The organism is Stappia sp. 28M-7 (assembly GCF_014252955.1).
In the GTDB taxonomy this organism is placed as follows: domain Bacteria; phylum Pseudomonadota; class Alphaproteobacteria; order Rhizobiales; family Stappiaceae; genus Stappia.
Genome location: NZ_JACMIA010000001.1, coordinates 425,437 through 452,243 on the forward strand (window position 1 = coordinate 425,437; position 26,807 = coordinate 452,243).

General features: G+C 68.1%; 23 protein-coding genes. 17 read left to right on the forward strand and 6 right to left on the reverse strand.

The window, feature by feature from the left end; translation table 11 throughout:
• Nucleotides 1-30 precede the first annotated feature (30 nt).
• From hutU to hutI, 4 genes are read right to left on the reverse strand one after another with little or no spacing between them, the layout of a single operon-like run.
• A complete protein-coding gene (gene hutU, locus H7H34_RS01935) occupies nucleotides 31-1,704 on the reverse strand; it encodes a urocanate hydratase (protein ID WP_097175863.1) in 1,674 nt (557 codons plus the stop codon).
• On the reverse strand, nucleotides 1,701-2,519 hold the full coding sequence (gene hutG, locus H7H34_RS01940; protein ID WP_185924061.1) for an N-formylglutamate deformylase: 819 nt from the start codon (nucleotides 2,517-2,519) through the stop codon (nucleotides 1,701-1,703). Before hutG ends, hutU begins: the two co-directional genes overlap by 4 nt.
• Entirely contained in the window at nucleotides 2,516-4,063 is a 1,548-nt protein-coding gene (gene hutH / locus H7H34_RS01945) for a histidine ammonia-lyase (protein ID WP_185924062.1), read from the reverse strand. Before hutH ends, hutG begins: the two co-directional genes overlap by 4 nt.
• A complete protein-coding gene (hutI, locus tag H7H34_RS01950; protein WP_185924063.1) occupies nucleotides 4,060-5,295 on the reverse strand; it encodes an imidazolonepropionase in 1,236 nt (411 codons plus the stop codon). Before hutI ends, hutH begins: the two co-directional genes overlap by 4 nt.
• A 113-nt stretch (nucleotides 5,296-5,408) precedes the next feature.
• On the opposite strand from hutI, the gene H7H34_RS01955 reads away from it, so the two are divergent.
• The 11 genes from H7H34_RS01955 to H7H34_RS02005 all read left to right on the forward strand — a co-directional run bounded on the left by H7H34_RS01955 (nucleotide 5,409) and on the right by H7H34_RS02005 (nucleotide 18,831).
• On the forward strand, nucleotides 5,409-6,782 hold the full coding sequence (locus H7H34_RS01955) for a formimidoylglutamate deiminase (RefSeq protein WP_185924064.1): 1,374 nt from the start codon (nucleotides 5,409-5,411) through the stop codon (nucleotides 6,780-6,782).
• Nucleotides 6,782-7,528 carry a GntR family transcriptional regulator gene (locus tag H7H34_RS01960; RefSeq protein ID WP_120270345.1) on the forward strand — a complete coding sequence of 249 codons (747 nt, stop codon included), beginning with the start codon at nucleotides 6,782-6,784 and terminating at the stop codon, nucleotides 7,526-7,528. The genes H7H34_RS01955 and H7H34_RS01960 overlap by 1 nt, the downstream gene beginning before the upstream one ends.
• Before the next feature lie 201 nt (nucleotides 7,529-7,729).
• Nucleotides 7,730-8,764 (forward strand): TRAP transporter substrate-binding protein, encoded by a 1,035-nt coding sequence (locus tag H7H34_RS01965; RefSeq protein WP_120270343.1) that lies wholly within the window; start codon nucleotides 7,730-7,732, stop codon nucleotides 8,762-8,764.
• A 63-nt stretch (nucleotides 8,765-8,827) separates the two neighbouring features.
• Entirely contained in the window at nucleotides 8,828-10,096 is a 1,269-nt protein-coding gene (locus tag H7H34_RS01970; protein ID WP_185924065.1) for a flavin-dependent oxidoreductase, read from the forward strand.
• Between the two features lie 2 nt (nucleotides 10,097-10,098).
• Nucleotides 10,099-10,575, forward strand: coding sequence for a MarR family winged helix-turn-helix transcriptional regulator (locus H7H34_RS01975; protein ID WP_185924066.1), 477 nt, complete (start codon nucleotides 10,099-10,101; stop codon nucleotides 10,573-10,575).
• A 153-nt stretch (nucleotides 10,576-10,728) separates the two neighbouring features.
• Nucleotides 10,729-12,816, forward strand: a complete 2,088-nt coding sequence (locus H7H34_RS01980) for a putative bifunctional diguanylate cyclase/phosphodiesterase (RefSeq protein ID WP_120270337.1) — start codon at nucleotides 10,729-10,731, stop codon at nucleotides 12,814-12,816.
• 235 nt (nucleotides 12,817-13,051) lie between these two features.
• Nucleotides 13,052-13,561, forward strand: coding sequence for a hypothetical protein (locus H7H34_RS01985; protein WP_185924067.1), 510 nt, complete (start codon nucleotides 13,052-13,054; stop codon nucleotides 13,559-13,561).
• Nucleotides 13,562-13,634: 73 nt separating this feature from the next.
• Nucleotides 13,635-14,906, forward strand: a complete 1,272-nt coding sequence (locus H7H34_RS01990) for an imelysin family protein (RefSeq protein WP_120270334.1) — start codon at nucleotides 13,635-13,637, stop codon at nucleotides 14,904-14,906.
• A 108-nt stretch (nucleotides 14,907-15,014) separates the two neighbouring features.
• Nucleotides 15,015-16,517, forward strand: a complete 1,503-nt coding sequence (locus H7H34_RS01995; RefSeq protein ID WP_185924068.1) for a di-heme oxidoreductase family protein — start codon at nucleotides 15,015-15,017, stop codon at nucleotides 16,515-16,517.
• A gap of 138 nt (nucleotides 16,518-16,655) precedes the next feature.
• Nucleotides 16,656-17,708, forward strand: coding sequence for an imelysin family protein (locus H7H34_RS02000; protein ID WP_185924069.1), 1,053 nt, complete (start codon nucleotides 16,656-16,658; stop codon nucleotides 17,706-17,708).
• Entirely contained in the window at nucleotides 17,689-18,831 is a 1,143-nt protein-coding gene (locus tag H7H34_RS02005) for a DUF1513 domain-containing protein (RefSeq protein WP_185924070.1), read from the forward strand. Before H7H34_RS02000 ends, H7H34_RS02005 begins: the two co-directional genes overlap by 20 nt.
• A gap of 19 nt (nucleotides 18,832-18,850) precedes the next feature.
• Here the strand turns inward: H7H34_RS02005 and H7H34_RS02010 are convergent, their stop codons facing one another.
• The gene (locus tag H7H34_RS02010) at nucleotides 18,851-19,375 is read right to left on the reverse strand and encodes a glycine cleavage system transcriptional repressor (protein ID WP_209006132.1); all 525 of its coding nucleotides are present in this window, start codon (nucleotides 19,373-19,375) and stop codon (nucleotides 18,851-18,853) included.
• Between the two features lie 75 nt (nucleotides 19,376-19,450).
• Entirely contained in the window at nucleotides 19,451-19,975 is a 525-nt protein-coding gene (locus tag H7H34_RS02015; protein ID WP_185924071.1) for a cupin domain-containing protein, read from the reverse strand.
• Nucleotides 19,976-20,424: 449 nt separating this feature from the next.
• On the opposite strand from H7H34_RS02015, the gene H7H34_RS02020 reads away from it, so the two are divergent.
• Genes H7H34_RS02020 through cobM form a run of 6 tightly spaced genes read left to right on the forward strand, consistent with a single transcriptional unit; the run spans nucleotide 20,425 to nucleotide 26,796 of the window.
• Nucleotides 20,425-21,612 (forward strand): sirohydrochlorin chelatase, encoded by a 1,188-nt coding sequence (locus H7H34_RS02020; protein ID WP_245164941.1) that lies wholly within the window; start codon nucleotides 20,425-20,427, stop codon nucleotides 21,610-21,612.
• 10 nt (nucleotides 21,613-21,622) lie between these two features.
• Nucleotides 21,623-22,276 (forward strand): precorrin-8X methylmutase, encoded by a 654-nt coding sequence (locus H7H34_RS02025; protein ID WP_371811340.1) that lies wholly within the window; start codon nucleotides 21,623-21,625, stop codon nucleotides 22,274-22,276.
• On the forward strand, nucleotides 22,273-23,499 hold the full coding sequence (cbiE, locus tag H7H34_RS02030) for a precorrin-6y C5,15-methyltransferase (decarboxylating) subunit CbiE (protein WP_185924073.1): 1,227 nt from the start codon (nucleotides 22,273-22,275) through the stop codon (nucleotides 23,497-23,499). The genes H7H34_RS02025 and cbiE overlap by 4 nt, the downstream gene beginning before the upstream one ends.
• Nucleotides 23,496-24,224: a precorrin-2 C(20)-methyltransferase gene (gene cobI / locus H7H34_RS02035; RefSeq protein WP_185924074.1), complete on the forward strand. Its 729-nt coding sequence runs from the start codon at nucleotides 23,496-23,498 to the stop codon at nucleotides 24,222-24,224. The genes cbiE and cobI overlap by 4 nt, the downstream gene beginning before the upstream one ends.
• Entirely contained in the window at nucleotides 24,194-26,014 is a 1,821-nt protein-coding gene (gene cobJ / locus H7H34_RS02040; RefSeq protein WP_185924075.1) for a precorrin-3B C(17)-methyltransferase, read from the forward strand. The genes cobI and cobJ overlap by 31 nt, the downstream gene beginning before the upstream one ends.
• Nucleotides 26,011-26,796 (forward strand): precorrin-4 C(11)-methyltransferase, encoded by a 786-nt coding sequence (cobM, locus tag H7H34_RS02045; RefSeq protein WP_185924076.1) that lies wholly within the window; start codon nucleotides 26,011-26,013, stop codon nucleotides 26,794-26,796. The genes cobJ and cobM overlap by 4 nt, the downstream gene beginning before the upstream one ends.
• The last annotated feature ends 11 nt before the right edge of the window (nucleotides 26,797-26,807 follow it).

A 26,807-nucleotide genomic window follows, 5' to 3' on the forward strand; every position in this document is an offset into this window, starting at 1 on the left:
GCCCTTTGAACGTCCCGCGGACCCGTCTCCTCAGTTGCCGAGGATGGCGGGCAGGCGCAGGCCGTGTTCCCTGGCGCAGTCGAGCGCAATGTCGTAGCCGGCATCGGCATGGCGCATCACGCCGGTCGCCGGATCGTTCCACAGCACCCGCTCGATACGGCGGTCGGCATCTTCGCTGCCGTCGCAGCAGATCACCATGCCCGAATGCTGCGAGAAGCCCATGCCGACGCCGCCGCCATGGTGCAGGCTGACCCAGGTCGCCCCGCTCGCGCAATTGAGAAGCGCGTTGAGCAGCGGCCAGTCGGACACAGCGTCCGAGCCATCCTGCATGGCCTCCGTCTCGCGGTTGGGCGAGGCGACGGAGCCGGAATCGAGATGGTCGCGGCCGATGACGATCGGCGCCTTGAGCTCGCCGTTGCGCACCATCTCGTTGAAGGCAAGACCCAGCCGGTGGCGGTCGCCCAGGCCCACCCAGCAGATGCGCGCCGGCAGGCCCTGGAACGAGATGCGCTCGCGCGCCATGTCGAGCCAGCGATGCAGATGGGTGTTGTCGGGCAGCAGCTCGCGCACCTTGGCATCGGTCTTGTAGATGTCTTCCGGATCGCCGGACAGCGCCGCCCAGCGGAACGGACCGACGCCACGGCAGAACAACGGGCGGATATAGGCGGGCACGAAGCCGGGGAAGGCGAAGGCGTTTTCCAGCCCTTCCTCCAGTGCGACCTGGCGGATGTTGTTGCCGTAGTCCAGCGTCGGAACGCCCATGTTCCAGAAGTCGACCATGGCGGCGACGTGCTCGCGCATGGAGGCGCGTGCGGCCTTCTCCACGGCCTTCGGGTCGCTCTCGCGCTTGGCTGCCCATTCGGCCATGGTCCAGCCCTTCGGCAGGTAGCCGTTGATCGGGTCGTGGGCCGAGGTCTGGTCGGTGACGATGTCCGGCTTCACCCCGCGGCGCACCAGCTCGGGAAAGATCTCCGCCGCATTGCCCAGAAGGCCGACGGACTTGGCCTCGCCCGCCTTGGTCCAGCGCTCGATCATCTCCAGCGCCTCGTCCAGCGTTTCCGCCTTCTCGTCGACATATCGCGTGCGCAGGCGGAAATCGATGGATTCGGGATTGCACTCGACCGCAAGGCAGCAGGCGCCGGCCATCACCGCGGCGAGCGGCTGGGCGCCGCCCATGCCGCCGAGACCGCCGGTGAGGATCCACTTGCCCTTGAGCGAACCACCATAGTGCTGGCGGCCGGCCTCAACGAAGGTCTCGTAGGTGCCCTGCACGATGCCCTGGCTGCCGATATAGATCCACGAGCCGGCGGTCATCTGGCCGTACATCATCAGCCCGGCCTTATCGAGCTTGTTGAAGTGGTCCCAGTTGGCCCAGTGCGGGACGAGGTTTGAATTGGCGATCAGCACCCGCGGGGCGTCCTTGTGGGTGCGGAACACGCCGACCGGCTTGCCCGACTGGACGACCAGCGTCTCGTTTTCCTCAAGGTCGCGCAGGGTCGCGACGATGCGGTCGAAATCGTCCCAGGTACGTGCCGCCCGGCCGATACCGCCATAGACGACGAGCTCGTTCGGCTTCTCCGCCACGTCGGGGTCGAGGTTGTTCATCAGCATCCGCAAGGGAGCTTCGGTCAGCCAGGACTTCGCGGTGATCTCGGTGCCGGTGGCCGCCCGCACGGTGCGGGTGTTGTGGCGCGGGTTCGTCATGTGTTTCCTCCGGAGACAAGCGACCCGTCGAGCGCGAGGCGTTCCAGACGGGTGAGAAGGGTCTTGAGATGGACGCGAAGGGCGCCCGCCTTCGCCTCGTCATAGGCGAAGGGCGCGCTCTCGCTCGCCAGATGGGTCGACTGGGCGAGCTCCATCTGGATGGCGTGGACATTGTCGGCCGGCCGGCCGTAGTGGCGGGTGGTCCAGCCGCCCTTGAAGCGGCCGTTGAGGATGCTGGTGTAGCCGTCCGCCCCGCCGCAGACCTCCACAGTGGCCTGCTCGATCAGGGGATGGCAGGTCGCCCCGCCATTTGTGCCGATGTTGAAGTCCGGCAGCGTGCCTTCGAAGAGGAAGGGAATGTGCGAGCGGATCGAGTGGCAGTCGTAGAGGATGGCGACGCCGTGGATCGCCTTCACCCGCTCGATCTCGGCGGCAAGCGCGGCATGATAGGGCGCGTGGAACGCCTCGCGCCGGGCAGCAACGTCGGTTTCGGTCGGAGCCTCGCCGTCCTTCCAGATCGGCACGCCGTCGAAATCCGTCTCCGGCACGAGGCCGGTGGTGTTCTGGCCCGGATAAAGGCTCGCGCCTGCCGGGTCCCGGTTGGCGTCGACGACATAGCGATGGAAGGTCGCGCGCACCGTGGTGGCATCGTCCAGCAGCCCGTCATAGAGCAGGTGGATGTGCCAGTCCGTATCGGCCAGCTCCAGGCCGCGCGCGTTAAGCCGGTTGGCGATCTCTTGCGGCACGTGGGTGCCAGTGTGCGGCAGGCCGAGGACGATCGGGCTCGTGCCCTTGCGGATTTCGACGGGGGTCATGCGGCCTCTCCCAGCGACAGCAGGGCGGCTTCGCTCGCGGCCGTCACGACTTCGCGGCTGGTGACGAGGTGAGCTGCGACCTGCAGATCGGGCGCCATGTAGCGGTCGGCCTCCAGCGGCGCCACATGCTGGCGCAGCCGGGCGACGGCGGCGGCCAGCGGCGCGCTGGTGGCGAGCGGGGCACGATGCTCGATGCCTTCGGCCGCGCACAGCATCTCGACACCGAGAATGACGGCGAGATTGGCGTTCATCCGCTCCAGCCGCCGGGCGCCATGGGCGGCCATGGAGACATGGTCTTCCTGGTTGGCGCTGGTCGGAGTGGAATCGATGGAACAGGGATGGGCAAGGTGCTTGTTCTCGCTCATCAAGGCTGCCGTCGTTACCTCGGCGATCATCATGCCGGAGTTGAGGCCGGGATCGCGGGCAAGGAAGGGCGGCAGGTCGAAGGACAGGGTCGGGTCGACCATCAGCGCCACCCGGCGCTGGGCGATGGCGCCAAGCTCGGCAATCGCCAGCGCGATCTGGTCGGCGGCGAAGGCGACCGGCTCGGCGTGGAAATTGCCGCCCGAGACGATGCGTCCCTCGTCGATCAGCACAAGCGGGTTGTCGGTTGCCGCATTCGCCTCGATCTCCAGCGTGCGGCCGGCCATGCGCAGCAGGTCGACGCAGGCGCCGGCCACCTGCGGCTGGCAGCGGATGCAATAGGGGTCCTGCACGCGGCTGTCGCCGGTGCGGTGGCTTTCGCGGATCTGCGATCCTTCCATCAGGGCACGCATGGCGGCCGCGACCTCGATCTGGCCGCGATGGCCGCGAAGCGCGTGGATCTCCGGCAGCAGCGGGGCGGTCGAGCCCATGATCGCATCGGTGGACAGGCTCGCGGTGAGCACGGTGGCTTCCGCCAGCCGCCATGCGGTGAACAGGCCAGCAAGCGCGCAGGCGGTGGAGAACTGGGTGCCGTTGATGAGGCCGAGACCCTCCTTCGGGCCGAGCACGACCGGCGTGAGCCCCGCTTTTTCCAGCGCGGCGCGGCCGGGCATGCGGGTGCCCTCGTAGTCCGCCTCGCCCTCGCCGATCAGCACGGCGGTCATGTGGGCGAGCGGGGCAAGGTCGCCCGAGGCGCCGACCGACCCTTGCGAGGGAACGCAAGGGGTGATGCCGGCGGCAAGGCAGTCCTCGATCAGCTTCAATACCTCGAAGCGTACGCCCGAGGCGCCGCGCCCGAGCGACAGCAGTTTCAGCACCATCATCAGCCGCGTCGTCGCGCCGTCGAGCAACTCGCCGACGCCGCAGCAATGGGACAGGATCAGGTTGCGCTGGAGCGTCGCCGTGTCGGCTCCCGCGATCTTGACGCTGGCGAGCTTGCCGAAGCCGGTGTTGACGCCGTAGACGGCTTCCTCGCCCATGGCGGCCGCGGCGACCCGCTCGGCCGCGCGCTCGATGTCGGCTTGTGCGCTGCGGTCGATGCGCGCGGGCAGGCTCTCGCGGTGGATGCGTTCGAGCTGGGCCAGCGTGACGCTGCCCGGCGTAAGGGTCATGACGCTCATTGTGCGCCTCCGAAGATGCGTTCGTGCAGCGGGTTGAAGCCGATGCGATAGGTCAGCTCGGCCGGTTCCGCGACGTTCCAGACGGCGAGGTCGGCGCGCTTGCCGGCCTCGATGGTGCCGATCTCGCCGGCAAGGCCGAGCGCCCGTGCCGCCTCGCAGGTCGCACCGGCAAGGCACTCTTCCGGCGTAAGGCGGAACAGGGTCGCGCCCATGTTCATGGCGAGCAGCAGCGAGGTCAGCGGCGAGGAGCCGGGATTGCAGTCGGTGGCAAGGGCGATCGGCACGCGGGCTGCGCGCAGCGCTGCAACGGGAGGCGCCTGCGTCTCCCGCAAGGTGTAGAAGGCGCCGGGCAGAAGCACGGCGACCGTGCCGGAGGCCGCCATCGTATCCACACCGTCCTGGCCGAGATATTCGAGGTGATCGGCGGACAGCGCACCGTATTGCGCGGCAAGCTTCGCCCCGCCGAGATCCGACAGCTGTTCGGCATGCAGCTTGATCGGCAGGCCGAGAGCCTTTGCCCGCTCGAAGACCTGTGCCATCTCGGCCGGGGAAAAGGCGATGCCCTCGCAGAACCCGTCGACGGCATCGACCAGGCCGGCCGCATGCGCCGCCTCGAGGCCCGGCAGCACCACCTCGTCGAGATAGGCCTGCGAGCGGCCCTTGTATTCGACCGGCACCGCATGCGCGGCAAGCCAGGACGTGACGACGCGCACGCCGCGTTCCCGTCCGAGACGGCGTGCGGCTGCAAGCATGCGGATTTCGTCGGCGATGGTCAGGCCGTAGCCCGACTTGATCTCGATGGTGGTGACGCCTTCGCCGATCAGCGTATCGAGCCGGGGCAGGGCGGAGGCGACCAGGTCGTCCTCGCTCGCAGCCCGCGTCGCCGCGACGGTGGAGACGATGCCGCCGCCTGCGCGGGCGATCTCCTCATAGCTCGCCCCTTCGAGGCGCAGCTCGAACTCGCGGGCCCGGTTGCCGCCATGGACGATATGGGTGTGGCAGTCGACGAGGCCGGGAGTGACGAGGCGCCCGCCCAGGGACCGGGATGGCCAGGATGCGTAATCCGCCGGCAGGTCGGCGGCGCTGCCGCACCAGGCGATGCGGCCATCGGTGCCGATTGCGAGCGCGCCGTTTTCGACGAGACCATAGGGGGCGGTGCCCGCGACCATGGTCGCAAGACGCAATGCGGTCAGGACCTCGCCGACGGCGGATCCGGTCGCAGTTTCTGGCATGACCCCTCCCAGGGTTTCCGGTCGGCAGGCCCTTCCGGAGTGCTGCAATATGTGTTTGTTTAATTACGATATGTATGTACATAATTGTCAATCGCAAAAATGAGGCGGACAGGATGCGGATCTGGGCGGAGACGGCCTTGCTGGCCACGGGATGGGCGCGCGACGTGGTGGTGGACATCGCCGCGGACGGGCGGGTCGGCGAGGTTCGGCAAGCAGTTGCCCGGGCCGACGCGGCCGCGGAACGCACCGTCGGGATCCTGCTGCCGGCGCCGGCCAACCTGCACAGCCACGCCTTTCAGCGGGCGATGGCGGGCCTGAGCGAATTCCGCGGCACCGCCGAGCACGACACCTTTTGGACCTGGCGCGAGATCATGTACCGCTTCCTCGGCGCCTTCACGCCAGAGACGGTGGAGGCCGTGGCGGCCTTCGTGCAGATGGAGATGCTGGAGGCCGGCTATGCCGCCTCTGCCGAGTTCCATTACGTCCACAATCAGGCCGACGGCACGCCCTATGACGACCGGGCGGAGCTCTCCCGCCGCATCGCGGCTGCCTCGCAGACCTCGGGCATCGGCCTGACGCTGCTGCCGGTCTACTACACGACCGGCGGGCTCGACCGCCGTCCGTTGGCGGGCGGCCAGCGCCGCTTCGGCTCCGATCTCGAGGGTTTCGCGCGGATCGTCGAGGGGGCCGGGCAGGCGGTGGCGGAGCTTCCCGCCGATGCGCGGCTCGGCATCGCGCCGCATTCGTTGCGCGCGGTGCCGGCAGAGGACCTTGCGAAGGTCGCCGCGATGCGTCCCGCCGATCCGCTGCACATGCATATTGCCGAGCAGACCGGCGAAGTGGAGGAGGTGCTGGCCGCCCATGGCCGCCGTCCGGTCGAATGGCTGTTCGACAATCACGCGGTCAATGAGCGCTGGTGCCTGATCCACTGCACCCATCTGACGGACGGCGAGCGCAAGGCGATCGCGACGAGCGGCGCGGTGGCCGGCCTCTGCCCGATCACCGAATCGAGCCTCGGCGACGGGATCTTCGACGGCGCGCGCTATCTCGCCGATGGCGGCACGCTGGGCGTCGGCTCGGATTCCAACATCCGCATTGCCCTGTCGGAGGAACTGCGCACGCTGGAATATTCCCAGCGCCTGCGCGACCGGCACCGGGCGGTGCTGGCGACGAGCGACCGGTCCTGCGGCCGCAGGCTCTACGACGAGGCGCTCAAGGGCGGGACACGGGCGCTCGGCCGCGACAGTGGAGCGATCCGCACGGGCGCGTGGGCGGATCTCGTTGCCCTCGATGCGGCCTCGCTGCATCTGGAAGGGCTTGCCGGCGATACCCTGCTCGATGCATGGATCTTCGCCGGCGACGACCGGCTGGTGCGTGACGTATGGGCGGCGGGGCGCCATATGGTGCGCGATGGCAGCCATGTCGACCGTGCGCGGATCGAGGCCGGCTACCGCAATGCGATGCAGACCCTGAAGCGGAGCATGTGATGTCACGACCCGTCGTGCCTGCGAAGGACGGCGATCCGGTGCCGGCCGGCATCCGGGTGCCGACATCCTTCCGGGCCATCAAGGCGGAAATCCTCAAGCGCATCAGCGAGCGGGTCTGGTTGCCCGGCGAACTGATCCCGGGCGAGGAGGATCTGGCGCGCGAGTTCGGCTGCGCCCGCGTTACTGTCAACCGGGCGCTGCGGGAGCTTGCGGAGATCGGGCTGGTGGAGCGCAAGCGCCGCGCTGGCACCCGCATCGCCGAGCATCCCTTGCGCGAGGCGCGGCTGGAAATTCCGGTGGTGCGCAGCGAGGTCGAGGCCAGAGGCGCGCAGTATCGCTTCTCGGTTCTCAGCCGCGAGCGGCTGGAGGCGCCGGAGGCGATGCGGGCCCGGCTCGACCTGCCGGCCGGCACGCCGATGCTCCACGTGCGCTGCCTGCATTTCGCCGACAACCGGCCGTGGCAATACGAAGATCGCTGGATCCACATCGCCGCCGTTCCCGATATCGCCGAAGAGCCGTTCGAGCGCATGAGCCCGAACGAGTGGCTGGTTAAGTTTGCCCCTTTTTCGGAAATGGAGATCGGCCTCAGTGCCGCCGCCGCCAGCCGCGAGGAAGCGACGCTGCTCGCCCTCGAGCCGGGCGCGCCGGTCTTCGTGTTCGAGCGCACGACATGGCTGATCGACCAGCCGATCACCCATGTGCGGATGCTGCATCCCCAGTCCTACCGAATGGTCTCGCGCTTCTGATCGCGGCCGCTTAGACGATTGATCGTCCGCCCGTTCACGGGCATAATCGTTTACATAATAAACGATCTGGATGCGGTCCGCCGGGAGGAGCCGGGGTGGCCGCGTCCGCATGGGCTTGGCCCGGATCGGCGACAGCCGGCGGGCAGGGGCGGTCGGCGCAAAGGCGCCGGGACCGTGCAAGGTAACCTGGGAGGACACCGAATGCTTCGACTGAAAACGCTCGCCGTCGCCGCGACGGCGCTGGCCTGTGCCGGCATTTCTCCGGCGTTGGCGCAGGATGTGACCCTGCGCGTGCACCACTTCCTGCCGGCTCCCGCGCCGGTCCCCAAGAATTTCATCACGCCCTGGGCCGAGAAGGTGATGGCCGAGTCCAACGGCCGCATCAAGGTCGAGGTCTTCCCGGCGATGCAGCTCGGAGGCACGCCGCCCTCGCTCTACGATCAGGCGCGCGATGGCGTCGTCGACATCGTCTGGACCCTGCCGGGCTACACGCCGGGCCGCTTCCCGGGTACCGAGGCGTTCGAACTGCCCTTCATGGCCGGCAAGGCAGAGCCCACCAGCCAGGCCTTCTGGGACTTCTACGAGAAGTACCTCACCGACGAGTTCAAGGACGTCCATCCGATCGCGGTGCATGTACACGGCCCCGGCCTGCTGCACGTCAAGGGCGACGGCGTGACCAAGCTGGAGGACATGAACGGCCTCAAGCTGCGCGGTCCGACCCGCCAGACCAACGCGCTGCTCGGCGCGCTCGGCGCGACCCCGGTCGGCATGCCGGTCCCGGCCATGCCCGAGGCGCTGTCCAAGGGCGTGATCGACGGAACCGTCGTGCCGTGGGAAGTGACCACGCCGCTGAAGGTGGCCGAACTCGTCAACAGCCATACCGACTTTGAAGGCTCGCGCGGGCTCTACACGGCGACGTTCGTCTTCGCGATGAACAAGGCGAAATACGACAGCCTGCCTGCCGATCTGAAGGCGATCATCGACGCCAACAGCGGCCGCGAAGTGTCCAAGTGGGTCGGCCGCGTCATGGACGAGGGCGACCTGCCGGGTATCGCTGCCGCCGAGAAGGCCGGCAACACGATCCGCAAGCTGCCGCCGGAAGAGGTGGATCGCTGGAAGGCCGCGGCCGAGCCGGTCGTTGCTGCCTGGGTCGAGGAAGTGTCCGGCAAGGGCTATGACGGCGCCGCCATGGTCGAGGATGCCCGGGCACTGATCACCAAGTACGCCGGCGAGTAACCGGCAGCCCCGCCGGCCGGGCTGCGGCCGGCGGGGCGTCTTTCTGGCGCAAGGATTTCCGTCATGACCGTTCTCGTTGCCGGCGCTGGCATCGCCGGCCTGACGCTCGCCCTCAGCCTGCATCGGATTGGCGTGCCCGTTCGCGTATTCGAGGCGGTGCGTGAGATCCGCCCGCTCGGCGTCGGCATCAACCTGCAGCCCCATGCGGTGCGCGAGCTCGATGAACTCGGACTGCTGGACCGCCTGGATGCCATCGGCCTGAGGACGCAGGAAGTCGCCTATTTCTCCAGTCACGGCCAGCCGATCTGGTCGGAGCCTCGCGGGATGTCCGCCGGCTATGACTGGCCGCAATTCTCCATCCACCGCGGCCGGCTGCAGATGATGCTGCTTGACGCCGTGCGCGAGCGACTGGGTCCCGATGCGGTCACCTGCGGCGTTTCGGTCGCGGGATGGCGCAACATCGACGGCGGTGTCGAGATCGATCTCGTCGAGCGGGAGACCGGCGCTCCGGCCGGCAGCGCGAAGGGCGCTGTCTTCATCGCCGCTGACGGCATTCATTCCACCGCCCGTGCGGGGCTGTATCCGGACGAGGGGCTGCCTGTGTGGGGCGGCATCGTCATGTGGCGCGGCGTCACCCGCGCGCCGCATTTCCTCACCCGCCGGTCGATGGCGATGACCGGCTGCAAGCCGCGCAAGTTCGTCTGCTATCCCATCGAGGACATCACGCTCGACGACGGCCGGCCGGGCGCGGTGATCAACTGGATCGCCGACCTCAGGATGCCGGCGGATCACATCTGGCGGCGCGAGGACTGGAACCGGCCGGGCAATCCCGACGACTTCCTGCCGCGTTTCGACACCTGGCGCTTCGACTGGCTCGACATTCCCGCGCTCATCCGCAATGCGGAGCACATCTTCGAATATCCGATGGTCGACCGGGACCCGCTGCCGCGCTGGACCCATGGGGCGATGACGCTGATGGGCGATGCCGCGCACCCGATGTATCCGATCGGCTCCAACGGAGCGAGCCAGGCGATCCTCGACGCGCGGGTGCTGACCCGCGAGATCCTGCGTCATGGCGCGGTACCGGCAGCGCTCGCCGCCTATGAGGAGGAGAGGCGTCCGGCAACGGCCCGCATCGTCCTCGCCAACCGCGCCGACGGGCCCGACAAGGTGCTCGACGTGGTTGAGGAGCGGGCGCCGGACGGGTTCGGCCGGATCGAGGACGTGCTTTCGCGCGAGGAGCTTCTGGAAACGGCGGCCGGGTACAAGCGGATCGCCGGCTTCGACGTCGAGGCCTTGAACCAGCGCCCGCCGATCGTACCGGCTGCGTGATCATGAGCGCCGGCGCAGGCCAGGGCGAAGGCCCGTCGGGCGCGTCTCTCGACTATGGCCTCCTCAACGAGTTGGTCGGCCACCTCCTGCGCCATGCCTTCCTGCGCGGCCATCAGGTCTTTGGCGAGGTCTTCGCCGGCGAGGCCTTGACGCCGCTGCAGTTCATGGTGCTGGAACTCGTCGACCGCAATCCGGGCATCACCCATCGCGATGTCGCCGCCGCCATGTCCAGCGCGCCCTCGGTGCTGACGACGGCGCTCAAGCCGCTGGTGACCGCCCGGTTGCTGGAACAGGTCCGCGTCGCGCGGGACGGGCGCCGCGTCGCCTATCGCCTGAGCCGCGAGGGGCGGGAGCGGTTCCGCGCCGTGCGGCCGCGCATCGCCGACGCCGAGCGTCGGTTGCTTGGAGATCTGGATGCGGCCGAGGCCGAGGCCCTGCGAGGTTTTTTGCGCCGGATTACCGGGCGTTTTTCCGCCTAAGGGAAAATCCGGATAGGGATCCGTTAAGGTCTTTCCGGGATAGTGTGATCTGTCGCGGGTACGTGTCCTCGGGGAGATGATCGTGTCTGGGTCTCTTGCCGTGCGTCCAATCCGCCGGAGGATGGTTGGCGCGACCTACGAGGTGAGCCGTTCGTGCTCGATATCATCGCCTGCATTACGCTAGATCACAATGCAGCGCTGGTCGCGCTGGCAGCCGGCATGTGCGTGGTCGGTGCGTGGATCAGCTTCCGCCTGTTTCAGCGCGCCCGCGATACTGAAGGCTGGATGCGCGGAGGCTGGCTGTTTCTCAACGGCATGGCCACCGGATCGTCGATCTGGTGCACGCATTTCATCGCGATGCTCGCCTATGAGACGCAGACCGCCGTCTATTTCAATGCGACCCTGACGATCCTGTCGCTGTTTCTCGCCATTGTCGGCTCGGCGCTCGGTTTCGCGCTGGCCTGTAGCGGCCTGTTTCGCCTGGCGCCGGAGGCCGGCGGCGTCGTCATCGGCGCGGCCGTGGCCTGCATGCACTATATCGGCATGGCGGGATATCGGGTCGACGGCCTCATCCATTGGAACCAGAACTATGTGATCGCCTCGGTGATCGCCAGTCTGGTTTTCTCGGCGCTTGCGCTCAACCGGTTCATGCGCCCGACCACCCGCTGGTGCCGGTATGGCGCCACTACAGCACTCGTGCTTGGCATCGTGCTGCTGCATTTCACGGGCATGACGGCGATGACCGTGACGCCGCTCCGGCCGCTCTTCTCGCCGAATGTCGACCAGTTCTCGGCGCTTGCGCTGGCGGTTGCCGGCGTTGGAGCCCTGGTGATCGGCATGGGTGTCGTTACGGCCCTGCTGGACCTGAAAACCCGCGCCACCGCTGATGCCGACCTGCAGCGCCTTTCCGAATTCGATCCTCTGACGGGCCTTGGCAACAGGTCGCTGTTTTCGCGTCGCCTCGAGGAGGAGTGCCTGTGGGCCGACAGCCATGACGGCCGCCTGTGTCTGGTGCTGGTGAATCTCGACGATTTTCGCACGGTCAACGACCTGCGTGGCCATTCGGCCGGCGATGCGCTTCTGGCGGCGCTCGGGGCCCGCGTCGGCAACGGCTTGAGGGCCGGCGAAGTCGCCATGCGCATAGGCGGCGACGAGTTCGCGGTCATGCGCCGGTTGTCCGCGTCCGAAAAGGTCGACGAGTTCCTGGAGCGGCTGGACACCCTGTTCCGCCGCCCCTTGAAGGCATCTGGCATGGTGATGCCCTGTGCATCCGGCATGGGCGTTGCCATCTATCCCGATCATGGCCTGTCCGCCTCGGACCTGCTTGCCAATGCGGGGCTGGCGCTTGCCCGCGCCAAGGACGAGACTCTCGAGCGCACCTGTTTCTCCAACAGCGTCGTGGATCAGGCCGAACGTCACCGTCGGGAGCTCGCGGTGGCCCTGCGCGGTGCTGTCGAGCGCGGCGAGCTTTGCCTCTTTTTCCAGCCGCAGATGGACCTGGCGACCGGCGAGTTTTCCGGCGCCGAGGCTCTCGCGCGCTGGACCCATCCCGACTACGGCTCGGTGTCGCCGGCGGTCTTCATCCCGATCGCCGAGGAGAACGGGCAGATCATCCCCATTGGCGACTGGGTGCTGGAACAGTCCTGCCGCCAGGCCGTAACCTGGGCCAAGCCGGTGAAGGTGGCGGTCAATCTCTCCGCCATTCAGCTGCGCCAGCGCGGCCTGCCCGAGCGCATCGGCGAGATCCTGCGCGAGACCGGGCTCGACCCGGCCCGGCTGGAGATCGAGGTGACCGAATCCTCGTTCATGGCGGACCTCGACCTCAGCCTGCAAATTCTGCGGGAGATCCAGGCGCTCGGCGTCTCGGTCGCGCTCGACGATTTCGGTACGGGCTATTCGGCGCTTGCCAGCCTGCGGGTCTATCCGTTCAACCGGATTAAGCTGGACCGGGGTTTCACCTCCGATCTTGCGGTGTCCGACGAGGCCCGCGCCATCGTGCATTCGGTGCTCATGCTCGGTCAGTCGCTCGGCACGCCCGTGCTTGCCGAGGGCGTGGAAACGGACGAGCAACTGGCTTTCCTGCGTGCTGCCGGCTGCCGCTCTATCCAGGGCTTCCTCTATTCGCGCCCCGTTCCGGCCGGCGATCTGCAGCGCCTGATGCTCGCCCCGCCCGCCCCCGGCCTTTTGGGGAGCGCCCGGCGCATCGTTTCCGCCCGTTTGCCGCAGGCCGCAAACGGCTGAGGGCGCATGCCCTCCGGCGAGCCGAACCTCCCTGTTTTGCAAGGAAGAATCCGGTCCGGTCACCGTCCGGCGCGGGCAGGGCTGTGGCCGGATTCAGTTTAGAATTTTTCTAATATATTGATTTTATTGGAATATTATCTTGACTGTAAAACTCAGAATAGCGTTAGTTCAGCCAATCCCGGCTGGCCGGGACCTTTGATGTCGGGGCCTTTACCCCCGGTGATTGGAGGCTGACGTGATTGGAAGATTGCAGGACCGCTCGCCGGCGTTCGCTCCCGGCGAGGAGGTCGAGACGCTTGTCGTCGAGGGGCTGCGGCGCTGGCTCGCCGGTTATCAGACGGGCAGCATCGAATGCTGGGAAATGGCCTGGTCGCTCTATGCGGGGCGACTGGGCGTCAACCGGGCTCGCCAGGCGGTGACCGGACTGTCCTGTTTCGCCCGGGCGCTGAACGGCTGGGCCAAGTGCGGTCTGTCGCTTCTGCCCTACGACTGCCCGCATCGCTGCGCGCATGAATGCCTTGCGGTCGCACTGGTTGCGTCCTGGCAGCGCGGTGACCGTGAGGCGGCCGCCAACATCGCCGAGGAACTGGTGATCTCCGGCGGCTTGCCGTTCACCCTGGAGGCGGCTGCGAATTTCGCGGACACGCTTCGCCGCCTCGACCTGGTTCTGCCGGATCCCGCCTGCCTTGCCTGCCGTCGGCCCATGCCGGTGGCGATGCTTGCGGCAGCCGAAACCCGGCACTGACTGCCTCTGTGCGTTTCGCGCACGTGTATCGAACCAAACGCTTGAACCGAATGAAAAGGAAGGATCGCCCGAGATGAAGAAAACCCTGTTGCTTGCGACGACGCTGGCGGGCATCGCCCTGCTGCCGGCCGGTCTGGCGCGGGCGGCGGATGCCGCCGCCGTTCTCGACACCTATGGCGACATCGCCGAGGCCGCTTATGCCGAGTCCGTGGCAACCGCCGAGCAGCTGTCCGCCGCCGTCGACGCGCTGATCGCCAAGCCGTCCGACGAGACGCTGGCCGCTGCCCGCAAGGCGTGGCTTGCCGCCCGCCGGCCCTACCAGCAGACCGAGGTCTACCGCTTCGGAAATGCCATCGTCGACGACTGGGAAGGCAAGGTGAACGCCTGGCCGCTGGACGAGGGGCTCATCGACTATGTCGACGCCGGCTATGGCAGCGACAACCCGGAGAACGCCTTCTACACCGCCAACGTCATCGCCAATCCGAAGATCACCGCTGGCGGCCGCGAGATCGACGCGACCGAGATCACCCCGGCGCTTCTGTCGGAAGAGCTGCAGGAAGCCGGCGAGATCGAGGCCAATGTGGCGACCGGCTACCATGCGGTCGAGTTCCTGCTCTGGGGGCAGGACCTCAACGGCACGGACAAGGGCGCGGGCAACCGTCCGGCGACCGACTTCGACACCGCCAATTGCACCGGCGGCAATTGCGAGCGTCGCGCTGCCTACCTGAAGGCTGCGACCGAGCTGCTGCTGTCGGACCTGAAGGAAATGGCCGATGCCTGGAAGGACGGCGGTGCGGCCCGCGCCGAGCTTGCTGAGAAGGGCGAGGCCGGCGGTCTTGCCACGATCCTGACCGGCATGGGCTCGCTTTCCTATGGCGAGCTGGCGGGCGAGCGCATGAAGCTCGGCCTCATGCTGCACGATCCGGAGGAAGAGCACGACTGCTTCTCCGACAACACCCACATGTCGCACTACGACGACGTGATGGGCATCCGCAACGTGTGGTTCGGCCGCTACGAGGGCTTTGCCGGCAAGTCGGTGGAAGGCGCGTCGCTGCGCGATCTGGTCGCTGCCAAGGATGCGGCCGTTGCCGAGGAAGTCACGGCCAAGCTCGACGCGACGCTCGCGGCCTTCGAGGCGCTGCGCGAGCGTGCGGAGACGGTCGAGGCCTATGATCAGATGATCGGCGAGGGCAACGACGAGGGCAATGCGGTGGTGCAGGCTGCCGTCGATTCGCTCGTCGACCAGACCCGCTCCATCGAACGGGCCGTTGCGACGCTCGGTCTCGACCAGATTGCCTTCGAAGGCTCCGACAGCCTCGACAATCCGGGCGCAGTGTTCCAGTAAGCACGCTGATCTGACGAACCGGCCGCGGCGGGGGACACGGGCCCGCCGCGGCCTCCACCCATGTGCCGGCGGCCGGGGCGTCGGGCACTCAGGTAATGCGATCCTTCCATGCCGTCAGCCTATCTTTCCGCCGCTGCCAGCCTGTGTGTGGCTGCGAGCCTTGCCCTGCCCGCCCATGCCGGCGAGGGCGCACTCCCGCACCGGGACGATCTGAGCCCGCGTGATCGCGCCAGGGTCGCCAGGGTGGTTGCCGATCCCGCGGACTTTTCCGCAGCAGAAGCCTTCGAGGCGATGCCGGGCGGGGCTGCGACCTATATCAAGCGCATCAACGTCAATGCGTTCTCGTTTCCTTCCGCCAATATTTCCTTCGAGGACCAGCAGCGGTTCGCGGTCGGCAACGGGCTGTTCCGCAAGTTGTGGGTGTCTTCGCCGTCCTCGACGAACGCGTCGGATGGGCTCGGTCCGCTGTTCAATGCGCGCTCCTGTCAGGGTTGCCACCTCAAGGATGGGCGTGGCCACCCGCCGCGCGACGGCGAGGAGCCGGTGGCCCTGTTCCTGCGCCTCTCGGTGCCGGGCGAGCCGGACCCCGGCGAGCTGCTGCGCCCGGAGCCGACCTATGGAACCCAGTTCCAGAATTACGCTGTTCCCGGCCTGAAGTCCGAGGGCCGGCTGGAGGTTCGCTACAGCGAGACCTCCGTGACGCTGGGCGACGGCACGCTTGTCAGCCTGCGTGTGCCCGACTACCGGATGACCGATCTCGGCTACGGGCCGATGTCGCCCGACGTGCTGGTCTCGCCGCGTGTCGCGCCGCAGATGATCGGCCTGGGGCTCCTCGAGGCGATTCACCCGGGCGATATTCTTGCCGGCGCGGATCCGGACGACAGCGATGGCGACGGCATTTCCGGCCGCCCGAGCTGGCTGCCGGATCCGGCGACCGGCGGCAAGGTGCTCGGCCGGTTCGGCTGGAAGGGCGAGGCGCCGACCGTGCGTGCGCAGTCGGCGGGCGCCTTCGCCGGCGACATCGGCATCTCGACCCCGGACGAGCCCAACCCCTATGGCGACTGCACGCCGGCGCAGACCGAATGCCTGGCCATGCCGACGGGCGAGCAGGCGAATCTCGGCCCGACCGAGGGGCCGGACCCGGTTCTTGAGCTGGTCGACTTCTACTCGCGAAATCTGGCCGTCCCGCGCCGCCGGGATGTCGACGACCCTCAGGTTCTCGCCGGCAAGGCACAGTTTCACGAGCTCGGCTGCGCCAGTTGCCACCGGCCGAAATTCGTCACCTCGCGCAAGGCGGAGCTGGAGGCCCACCGGTTCCAGCTGATCTGGCCCTATTCCGACATGCTGCTGCACGATATGGGAGAAGGGCTTGCCGACAACCGGCCGTTGGCGAATGCCTCCGGCCGGGAATGGCGCACCGCGCCGCTATGGGGTATCGGACTGACCGAGCTGGTGTCGGGGCAGGAAAGCTACCTGCATGACGGGCGCGCCCGCACGCTGGAGGAGGCGATCCTCTGGCATGGCGGCGAGGGGCAGGCGGCCCGCGATGGCTATGCGGCGCTCGATCGCGTGGACCGCGAGGCGCTGTTGCGGTTCCTCAAGTCGCTCTAGGGAGCGGCAGAGCGAAAAGACAGGGACAGGAGCACGGTGATGACGGGTGCGAGACGCGGGTCGCAGCAGCGGTATGGCGGGCGTATGCCGGCCCGGCGATTGACGCGCAGTGCCGGCGCAGTGGTCCTGACTGGTCTGTTGGTTGCAGCCGCTGTGGTGGCGATGCCGCGGCAGGCCGCCGCAGAGATCGACTATTCCCGTTTCTGGCCGCAGACCCTGTCCGGTTTCGCCCTGCCCGCCAGCAATGCGCTGGGCAAGGCGGCACCGGCGCTGGCCAGCGGTATCGAGGCGGCCTGCACCGGCGGGTCGGGTGAGCCTTTCGCGTCCGCCTTCACCGAGGCTGTCGAGGCGGTGGCGCGTCTTTCCATGCTGCGCGTCGGGGCCCTTGCCGACGAGAACAGGCTGGAGCGCATTGCCTTCATTCCCGACGGGCGCGGCGTGGTCCGCCGGCAGGTGACGCGTCTGATCGCGGATCGCGACGAAACGGCGCTGGATGCGACCCGGCTGCGCGGCAAGAGCGTCGCGCTGCAAGGACTGACGGCGCTCGAATGGGTGGCCTTCGACAAGGACGGAAAGGTCCTTCTGGCCGACAGCGGCGAGGAGGGCGCCTATCGCTGCGCCTATGCGGCCGCTCTGGCCGCCCGTCTCGGAGAGACCGCGAAGGAGATTAGCGGCGCCTTTGCCGCGCCCTCCGGCCAGACTGCGCTGTTGCTGACGCCCGCGCCGGAGAACGGCCTCGCCAAGACCCACAAGGAAGCGGCGGGCTTCGTCTTCAACGCGCTGATGACGTCGCTGGAGCTGATCCGCGACCAGATGCTGGCGCCGCTGGTCGGCGAGGGGGCGCCGGCGTCGCGTGTGGCGCGCGTGCCCTTCTCCCGCTCGCACAACGGCACGGCCTATCTGTCCGGCGCGATCGGCGGGCTGTCGCAGGCCTTCTCGGCTGCCGGCTTTGCGCAAGCTTCCGGCGACGGCGAGTGGATCGTCAACACGCTGGACTTCGAGCGCGACAATGCCTTGAAGGCGCTGGCGGCGGTTCCGGCCGATCTGGAGGCCGCGCTGTCCGACAAGGAGGCAAGCGGTCGTCTTGCCTATGTCCTCACGGTTCTGACAGGGCTGCGCACCACGCTTGGCGGAGAGCTTGCCGCCTATCTCGACTTCCGTGGAGGCTTCAATGCTTTGGACGGCGATTGACCGGCGGTCCCTGCTCGTCGGCGGCGGGGCTGCCCTGGCGGCGCTGGCGCTCGGGCCGGATGGGGCTCGAGCCGGCGGGGCGGAGCTCTCCGAGGACCCGCTCTTTGCCGCCGCACGGCGGGAGGCCGACGGCAGCCACAGCATCGTCGTGACCGGCCTCGATGGCATCGACCGCCAGGTGATCCCGCTTCCCGGCCGCGGCCATGATGTCGCTGTTTGCCCGGTCAGCGGACGTTGCCTCGCCTTTGCCCGTCGTCCCGGCACGTTCGCCGTCAGCTTCGATGTGTCCGGCGCCCGTCCTCCGGTCGTGTTCGAGGCCGTGCCCGGCAGGCACTTCTACGGCCATGGTGCCTTTTCGCCGGATGGCCGTCTGGCCTTCGCGACGGAGAACGACTACGTCGCGAACCGGGGCGTGATCGGCGTCTACGATCTCAGCGGCGACCGGCCGCAGCGTGTCGGCGAGTTCTGGTCCGGCGGCATCGGTCCGCACGACATTCTGCCCTTGCCCGATGGGCGCAGCCTCGTCGTTGCCAATGGCGGCATCGAGACTCACCCGAACAAGGGGCGGGAAAAGCTCAACATCGAAACGATGCAACCGAACGTGACTGTGATCGACCGCGAAAGCGGCACCGTGCGCGGCGTAGCGGACCTGCCGGCTCATCTGCACAAGTTGTCGCTCCGCCACATGGCGGTGGGGGGCGCAGGCAAGGTCTGGATCGGCGGCCAATATGAAGGAAGCCTGGAGGAGACGCCGCCGCTGATGGCCTCGCTCGATACGGCCGACGGGCGCTTTTTGCTGCATGATGTGCCTGATGATCTGCGCGGGCGTCTTGCCAACTATGTCGGCTCCGTCACCATGAGCCGCGATGGCGAGGTGGTGGCCGCGTCCTGCCCGCGCGCCGGCCGTATCCTCTATTTCTCCGCCAAGACCGGCGCCTTCTTGTCCAGCCAGCAGCGCGCCGATGCCTGCGGCCTTGCGGCGCTCGATCAGGGCGGCTTCCTGATCTCGGACGGTCAGGGCAGCCTCAGCGAGAGCGGGGACCGCACGGGCGCGCCGATGCTGCTCGCCTCCGGAGCCGGCATTTCCTGGGACAATCACATGGTGGCGATCGATCCGGCCTGAGGAAAGGCTGTCTGCCGCCTCAGACCGTGTCGCTGAAGTCGATCTCGGCCATCAGGTCGCCGGCCAGCGTCTCGAGCGCGGCGGAAAGATCGCCTGCCGACAGATCCACCGGAAGAACGACGTCCACCTGCGCGCGGAACATCCGCTCGCCGCTCATGGAGCCGGCGGACACCTCCGTCTCCAGTTCGGTGATGCTGACGCCCTTGGCCGCCAGCACGGCGGCCACCGCATGCACAATACCCGGATGGTCCTGGCAGATGACGGTCATCCGGGCGACCTGGCCGTGGTTTTCGTGGCTCGCCTCGCTGCGCTTCAGCGTGGTGGCGATGCCGTCGACCGACAGCTGCGACAGCGCGGTTTCCAGCGCCTCGACACGCTCCTGCGGCACCTCGACCCGCACGAGGCCGGCAAAGGTGCCGGCGAGCCGGGACATGGAGCTTTCGATCCAGTTTCCGTCATGGGCGGCGATCACGTCCGACAGCCGTTCGACGAGCCCCGGACGATCATCGGCGATCGCGGTGAGAACCAGCGAAATCATGGACATGGGCGTGCGCCTCCCGGAGGTTTTCCGGCAGGCTAGACCATAGCGCGGTCAATGGAAACCGGAACGAGCCCGGTCTCAGGAGATGCGGCGGCGGCGGTCCGGCGACGAACCGAAGGCGGCGGTGTAGAGCCGGGCCTTGATTCGCGACAGGCGGGCGTAGATCCGCAGCGGCAGGCGCGCCAGCGGCGGCACGACATCGTGGCAGAACGCGACCTTGCGCACATAACCGTGCACTTGCCACTCGAACCAGTTGAAGGCGGGGAAATAGGCGGTGTCGCCGGCGGTGAGCTTGCGCACTTCGCCGTCCGGACCGGTGACCGTGACCGATCCTTCCAGGATGTAGACCGCCTCGTCGCAGCCGAAATACCAGTTGAAGCGACCGTCCGTGCAGTCCCAGACCGACATGTTCGCATTGCGGTCCTGCCCGCTGGCCAACTGCACCGCGCGTGCCTGCGGATCTCCCTCCAGAACCCAGTCCGGATTGATCGGCGCGGGCCGGAGCTCCAGCCCGTCGAGGCGCGCCAATGTCAGGCCGGCCGGCGTGCGGTCGGCTACGCCCATGGCAGCTCCCAGCGCGCTGGCGGACGCAGTGTCGGTCATGGTCGGTCTTCTCCCCTCTTGTGGTTTCTCCCGCTGTACCATCAAGCGGTGAAGAACCGGTTTCCGCAATGGGTGCGTTTTGCCCGCCGCGTTGCCGACAGCAGCTGCCGCATTTGCCCCTTGCGAGGGGCGCAAGGCTCCACTAGCGTGCCCGGCCAATGACGGCGTCCCTGGAGGGACTGAAAGCAAGTCCGGTGGTGACCGACCCAAATCGGGGGTCCAGTCCGGAGCTGTCCGAGCGGTATTCGGTCCGGCGCGACGGCACGGTCGCGCGGGGGCCCTGTCCTGTATCCGGCCGCTTTCACTCTCTCCCTGCGGCGCTGCGCCGGACCTGTCCGGCTTTTCACGCGGGCGCGTGGCCAAGAGGGAGCTTTTGAGATGAAACCAGAATTTGTCTTCGCCGCCGTTTTGGCCGAGCGTCCCGCCCGTTGCGACCGGGGAGGGGTATAATGGCCGACGTGATGAGTGAGACGGGCGAGAAGCTGGGCCTGATGATCTGCGGCCATGGCAGCCGCAACCGTGGCGCCGTGCGCGAGTTCGCGCAGCTTGCCGAGGGGCTGAAGGCGCGCTTTCCCGGATGGCCGGTGGAATACGGCTATCTGGAATTCGCCAATCCGGTGATCAAGGACGGTCTCGACCGGCTGCGCGAGCAGGGCTGCACTCGCATTCTCGCCGTGCCGGGCATGCTGTTTGCCGCAGGCCACGCCAAGAACGATATCCCGTCCGTGCTGAACACCTACCAGGCCCAGCATGAAGGCCTGACAATCACCTACGGTCGGGAACTTGCCGTCGACACGAGGATGATCCGCGCTGCCGGCGACCGCATTCGCGAGGCTCTGGAAAAGGCCGGCGACGATGTGCCGCTGCACGAGACCCTGCTGATGGTCGTGGGACGCGGCGCGTCCGATCCCGACGCCAATTCCAACGTCGCCAAGATCACCCGCATGCTGTGGGAAGGCTTCGGCTTCGGCTGGGCCGAGACGTGCTATTCCGGCGTCACCTTCCCGCTGGTCGAGCCCGGGCTCGAGCATGCGGCGAAGCTGGGCTATCGCCGCATCGTCGTCTTCCCGTATTTCCTGTTCTCCGGCGTCCTCGTCAGCCGCATCTACAACAACACGGACGAGGTGGCGGAGCGTCATCCGGACATCGAGTTCGTCAAGGCCGGCTATCTCAACGACCATCCGCAGGTGATCGACACCATGGCGGACCGGGTCACCGAGATCCTGCAGGGTGCCAACCTGATGAACTGCCAGATGTGCAAGTACCGCGAGCAGGTGCTTGGCTTCGAGGCGGATGTCGGGCGGCCGCAGGAAAGTCACCATCACCATGTCGAGGGCCTTGGCGCGGACGCCGAGTGCAAGCTGTGCGACGACGTATGCACCGGAGCCTGCGAGGAACAGGCGACGGGTCACCACCACCATCATGACCATGGCCATTCGCACGGCCATCATCATCACGGCCACGACCACGACCATCATCATGCGCATGACCACGATCATGGCCACGGGCACCATCACCACGGGCACAGTCATGACCATGGCCACAGTCATGATCATGGGCACGATCACCACCATCCGCCCTATCCCCATGCGGACCATCCGCTGGGGCCGAAGTCGATGAAGAAGCGGACCACATGAGGTGTGGGGCGTGAGCGGCGGCCGTTACGACTACGAGCGCGATCCCGCGCAGATCTATCGCCGCTCCTTTTCCATCGTGCGCGAGGAGGCGGATCTCTCCGCCCTGCCCGAGGCGCTGCATCCGGCCGCGATCCGCATCGTTCATGCCTGCGGCATGCCCGAGGTGGTGGCGGATCTGGCCTGGCGCGGCGATGTCGCGGCGGCGGTCGGTGGCGCCTTGGCTGCCGGCGCGCCCGTCTTCGCCGATGTGCGCATGGTCTGCGAAGGTGTGATCCGCAGCCGTCTGCCGGCCTGCAACGATCTCGTCTGCACGCTCAACGAGCCTCCCGTGCCCGGTCTTGCCCGGCGTCTTGGCACCACCCGTTCGGCCGCGGCCGTTGATCTGTGGCGCGACCGGCTCGAGGGAGCTGTCGTGGTTGTCGGCAATGCGCCGACCGCGCTGTTTCATCTGCTGGAGCGGATCGGCGAGGGCTTTCCGCGCCCGGCCGCGATCCTCGGCTTCCCGGTCGGCTTCGTCGGCGCGGCGGAATCGAAGGAGGCTCTGCTGGAGAGCCCGCTCGGTATCCCCTGCCTGGTGCTGCGCGGCCGGCGCGGCGGATCGGCCATCGCCGCTGCCGCGGTCAATGCGCTGGCTGCCGGGGTGCCGGAGGAGGACCCGGCATGAGCCTTGACGACAAGGCGCGACGCGCCCCCTGGCTGACCGTGATCGGCCTCGGCGAGGAGGGTGTCGAGGGACTTTCTCCGATTGCCCGGCAGGCGCTTGCCGATGCGAAACGCGTCTTCGGCGGGGCCCGTCATGGCGAGCTTGTCGCCCCGCTCGGAATCGAGGTCGAGACCTGGCCGAGCCCGTTCCACAAGGGGCTGGAAGCGCTGCTCGCCGCGCGCGGCGAACCCGTTGCGGTGCTGGCGAGCGGCGATCCCATGTGGTTCGGTGTCGGCTCGACGCTGGCGCGCTCCGTGCCGGTGGAGGAAATGCTGGTGCTGCCGGCGTCGTCGTCCCTGTCGCTCGCCGCCGCACGGCTCGGCTGGCCGTTGCAGGACATCGAGATCCTGTCGCTGCATGGCCGTCCGATCGATCTGTTACGCGCCGTTCTTCATCCCGGCGCCAGGGTGCTTTGCCTCACCTCGGGTGCCCGGGCAGCGGAAGAGATCGCCGACCTTCTCGTCGACGAGGGCTATGGCGCGAGCCGGCTGACCGTGCTGGAGCATCTCGGCGGACCGGCCGAGCGGATCCTGTCGGGAAGTGCCGAAGGCTGGCGCGGCGAGGTTGCCGCCCTCAACGTCGTGGCACTCGAGGCGGTCGCGGTGCGCGACACGCCGCTGCGCCCGCGTCTGCCCGGCCTGCCGGACGATGCGTTCCGCCATGACGGCAAGATCACCAAGCGCGAGGTCCGCTCGGTGACGCTCGCCCGCCTGATGCCCATGCCCGGTGCCCTGTTGTGGGATATCGGCGCGGGCTCGGGGGCTGTCGCCATCGAATGGCTGCGCGCGGCGCCCCGCAGCCGGGCCATCGCACTGGAGCCGGACGACACCCGCCGCGCCACCGCGCGGGCGAATGCCTCCGCCCTCGGCGTGCCGCATCTCGACCTTCGCCCCGATGCGGCGCCGGATGGCCTTGAGGGTCTGCCGGCGCCCGATGCGATTTTTCTCGGCGGCGGCCTGACCGCAACTGGCACGCTGGAGGCGGCACTCGCGGCGCTGCGGCCCGGCGGCCGGCTTGTCGCCAATGCGGTGACGCTGGAAAGCGAGGCAATCCTTCTTGCCGCCCACGCCCGCCACGGCGGCGAGCTGGTGCGCATCGCGGTGTCGCGGGCCGGTGCCGTCGGCGGCATGACCGGATGGCGCCCGCTGATGCCGGTGACCCAGTGGAGCCTGATCCTCCCATGACTGCTGGAACCCTTTACGGCGTCGGCCTCGGGCCGGGCGATCCGGACCTGATTACGGTGAAGGCGCACCGGCTGATCTCGGGCGCGCAGGTCGTCGCCTATCCGGCGCCCGACGACGGCGAGAGCTTCGCCCGCTCCATCGCGGCGGCGATCATCCCGCCGTCCGCCCGCGAGATCCCGATTGTAGTGCCGATGCGCGTCGAGCGCTTCCCGGCACAGGCGGTCTATACCCGCGCGGCCGAGGAGATCGGCGAAGTCCTCGCCTCCGGCACCGATGTTGTGACGCTGTGCGAGGGGGACCCGTTCTTCTACGGCTCCTTCATGTATCTGTTCGAGCGGCTGTCGCGGCGCTTTCCTTGCGAGATCGTGCCGGGCGTGACCTCGCTCACCGCGTGTGCTGCCCGCCTTGCCCGGCCCTTGACCGCGCGCAACGATGTGCTGACCGTCATTCCCGGACCGCTGCCGGACGAGGAGATCGCGGCGCGGATCGAGGCGGCGGGCGCCATCGCCATCATGAAGGTCGGGCGCCACCTGCCGCGCCTGCGCCGTTTGATCGAGGGGCTGGGCCTCATCGATCATGCAGGCTATGTGGAGCGGGCGACGCTGCCGGCGGAAAAGGCGATGCCTCTTGCCGATGTGACGGAAGCCGCCGCCCCCTATTTCTCGATGATCCTGATCTACAAGGGAGACGAAGCGTGGATGCTACCGCCGCAATCCTCGTCCTGACGCCGGCGGCGGAGCCTGTCGCGCGCCGCATCGCGGCCGCTCTGCCGGGTGCCACGCTGCACGGGCTCGCCCACCGGGTGCCCGGCCTCGACGTTTCCTTCGCCGAGACGCTGAACCATATCCGTGCGCTCTATCAGGCCGGCACGCCCATCGTCGGCGTCTGCGCCTCCGGCATCCTGATCCGCGCGCTGGCCGCCGTGATCGAGGACAAGCGGTCCGAGCCGCCGGTTCTCGCCGTCTCCGAGGACGGGGCGAGCGTCGTGCCGCTGCTCGGTGGCCATCGCGGCGCCAACTCGCTCGCCCGCCAGGTGGCGGATGCGCTGGACGGCCATGCCGCGGTGACGACGCAGGGCGACACGGCGCTGGGCGTTGCGCTCGATTCTCCGCCCAAGGGCTGGTGGCTCGCCAATCCGCAGGATGCCAAGGGCATCATGGCGCGCCTCCTGGCCGGAGAGCCCGTCACTCTCAAGGGCGATGCCCCCTGGATCAGCCGCTCGCGCCTGCCGCTTGCGGACAAGGCGGAGATGGAGATCGTCGCCAGCGTCGAGGCTGTCGCGCCCGGTGCCGACCGTCTCGTCTATCACCCGCGCCGCCTCGTCGTCGGTGTCGGTTGTGCCAGGGGCTGCCCGGCGGAAGAACTTTCCGCGCTGGTGCGCGAGACGCTTGCCGGCGCCGGCCTTGCCGAAGGGGCTGTGGCGCTTGTCGCGACCCTCGACCTCAAGGCGGACGAGGCGGCGGTCAACGCGCTCGCCGCTCAGCTCGGTGTGCCGCTGCGCGTCTTTCCCGCCGCCCGGCTGGAGCAGGAGGCGCCGCGCCTTGCCAATCCCTCGGACGTCGTCTTCGCCGAGGTCGGTTGCCACGGCGTGTCCGAGGGCGCGGCGCTTGCCGCCACCGGGGCCGACGGCTCGCTGCTGGTCGAAAAGCGCAAGACCGCCAATGCAACCGTTGCCGTCGCCCTTGCGCCGGGGCCGGTCGACCAGGCCGAGGCGGGGCGCCCGCGCGGCCGTCTCTCGGTGATCGGCATCGGGCCGGGCCGCGACGACTGGCGCACGCCGGAAGCCTCGCGCCTGCTTGCCGATGCGGACGAGGCGGTCGGATATTCGCTCTATCTTGACATCGTCGCGCCGCTGATCCAGGGCAAGCAGCGTCATGCCTTCCCGCTCGGCGCGGAGGAGGAGCGCGTCCGCTTCGCGCTGGAACGTGCCGGCGAGGGCCGTTCGGTGGCGTTGGTGTCGTCAGGCGATGCCGGCATCTATGCCATGGGCGCGCTGGTCTATGAGCTTTTGCACCGTGACACCGCCGAGGGCGGCGTTTCGGATGCGGCAAAGCGTGTCGAGGTGGTCAACGCTCCCGGCATCTCGGCATTGCAGGCGGCGTCCGCGCGCATCGGCGCGGTGCTCGGCCACGATTTCTGCACCATCTCCCTTTCGGATCTCCTGACCCCGTGGGAGGCGATCGAGCAGCGGCTGAAGGCCGCCGCAGCCGGCGATTTCGTCGTCGCCTTCTACAATCCCGTGTCGAAGCGCCGCCGCACCCAGCTTGCCGCCGCACGCGAGATCCTGCTTGGCGCCCGTCCGGCCGATACGCCGGTGGTGCTCGGCTACAATCTCGGCCGCGAGGGCGAGACGGTGACCGTGACGACGCTCGGCGAGCTGTGCGTCGACGATGTCGACATGCTCACCACAGTGCTGGTCGGCTCGTCTGCCTCGCGCGCGGTCATGACCGGCTCGGGCCGTCCCTTCGTCTACACCCCCCGCGGCTACGCCAAGCGCATCGAGGAAAAGCTGTGACCGTCCACTTCATCGGCGCCGGGCCCGGCGATCCCGACCTCATCACCGTTCGCGGGCTGAAGCTGATCGAGGCTTGCCCCGTCTGTCTTTACGCGGGCTCGCTGGTGCCGGAGGCCATCGTGGCAGCGGCGCCCGAGGGTGCGCGCGTCATCGACACCGCGCCGATGACACTCGACGAGATCATGGCGGAGATCGAGGCGGCGCATGCGCGCGGCGAGGATGTGGCGCGGGTCCATTCCGGCGATCCTTCGCTCTACGGCGCGATTGCCGAGCAGATCCGCAGGCTGAAGGAGAAGGACATTCCCTTCGACGTGACGCCCGGTGTGCCGGCCTTCGCCGCTGCCGCTGCCGCCCTCGGCCAGGAACTGACCGTGCCGGAGATCGCCCAGACCGTGATCCTCACCCGCACGACGATGAAGTCCTCCGACATGCCGAAGGGCGAGGACCTTGAAACGCTCGGCAAGAGCGGCGCGACGCTGGCGATCCACCTGTCCATCCGGAACCTGCGCGAGATCGAGCGCCAGCTCGTCCCGCTCTACGGTGCCGACTGTCCGGTGGTGGTCGCCTACCGCGTCGGCTGGCCGGACCAGAGCTTCATCCATGGCACGCTCACCGACATTCGCGAGAAGGTGCGCGAGGCCAAGATCACCCGCACGGCGCTCATCTTCGTCGGCCGGGCGCTGCAGCCGCAGGCGGATTTCCGCGACAGCGCGCTTTATCATGCCGACCATGTCCACGTGCTGCGGCCGAAAAAAAAGAAAACGACTAAAACCGAGGCCTGAAGCAGCACGCC

What these genes read in the sequence shown, in the direction of transcription:
- hutU (WP_097175863.1), bottom strand. Translation starts at nt 1,704, where the DNA reads ATGACGAACCCGCGCCACAACACCCGCACCGTGCGGGCGGCCACCGGC.
- hutG (WP_185924061.1), bottom strand. Translation starts at nt 2,519, where the DNA reads ATGACCCCCGTCGAAATCCGCAAGGGCACGAGCCCGATCGTCCTCGGC.
- hutH (WP_185924062.1), bottom strand. Translation starts at nt 4,063, where the DNA reads ATGAGCGTCATGACCCTTACGCCGGGCAGCGTCACGCTGGCCCAGCTC.
- hutI (WP_185924063.1), bottom strand. Translation starts at nt 5,295, where the DNA reads ATGCCAGAAACTGCGACCGGATCCGCCGTCGGCGAGGTCCTGACCGCA.
- H7H34_RS01955 (WP_185924064.1), top strand. Translation starts at nt 5,409, where the DNA reads ATGCGGATCTGGGCGGAGACGGCCTTGCTGGCCACGGGATGGGCGCGC.
- H7H34_RS01960 (WP_120270345.1), top strand. Translation starts at nt 6,782, where the DNA reads ATGTCACGACCCGTCGTGCCTGCGAAGGACGGCGATCCGGTGCCGGCC.
- H7H34_RS01965 (WP_120270343.1), top strand. Translation starts at nt 7,730, where the DNA reads ATGCTTCGACTGAAAACGCTCGCCGTCGCCGCGACGGCGCTGGCCTGT.
- H7H34_RS01970 (WP_185924065.1), top strand. Translation starts at nt 8,828, where the DNA reads ATGACCGTTCTCGTTGCCGGCGCTGGCATCGCCGGCCTGACGCTCGCC.
- H7H34_RS01975 (WP_185924066.1), top strand. Translation starts at nt 10,099, where the DNA reads ATGAGCGCCGGCGCAGGCCAGGGCGAAGGCCCGTCGGGCGCGTCTCTC.
- H7H34_RS01990 (WP_120270334.1), top strand. Translation starts at nt 13,635, where the DNA reads ATGAAGAAAACCCTGTTGCTTGCGACGACGCTGGCGGGCATCGCCCTG.
- H7H34_RS01995 (WP_185924068.1), top strand. Translation starts at nt 15,015, where the DNA reads ATGCCGTCAGCCTATCTTTCCGCCGCTGCCAGCCTGTGTGTGGCTGCG.
- H7H34_RS02005 (WP_185924070.1), top strand. Translation starts at nt 17,689, where the DNA reads ATGCTTTGGACGGCGATTGACCGGCGGTCCCTGCTCGTCGGCGGCGGG.
- H7H34_RS02010 (WP_209006132.1), bottom strand. Translation starts at nt 19,375, where the DNA reads ATGTCCATGATTTCGCTGGTTCTCACCGCGATCGCCGATGATCGTCCG.
- H7H34_RS02015 (WP_185924071.1), bottom strand. Translation starts at nt 19,975, where the DNA reads ATGACCGACACTGCGTCCGCCAGCGCGCTGGGAGCTGCCATGGGCGTA.
- H7H34_RS02020 (WP_245164941.1), top strand. Translation starts at nt 20,425, where the DNA reads ATGGCCGACGTGATGAGTGAGACGGGCGAGAAGCTGGGCCTGATGATC.
- cbiE (WP_185924073.1), top strand. Translation starts at nt 22,273, where the DNA reads ATGAGCCTTGACGACAAGGCGCGACGCGCCCCCTGGCTGACCGTGATC.
- cobI (WP_185924074.1), top strand. Translation starts at nt 23,496, where the DNA reads ATGACTGCTGGAACCCTTTACGGCGTCGGCCTCGGGCCGGGCGATCCG.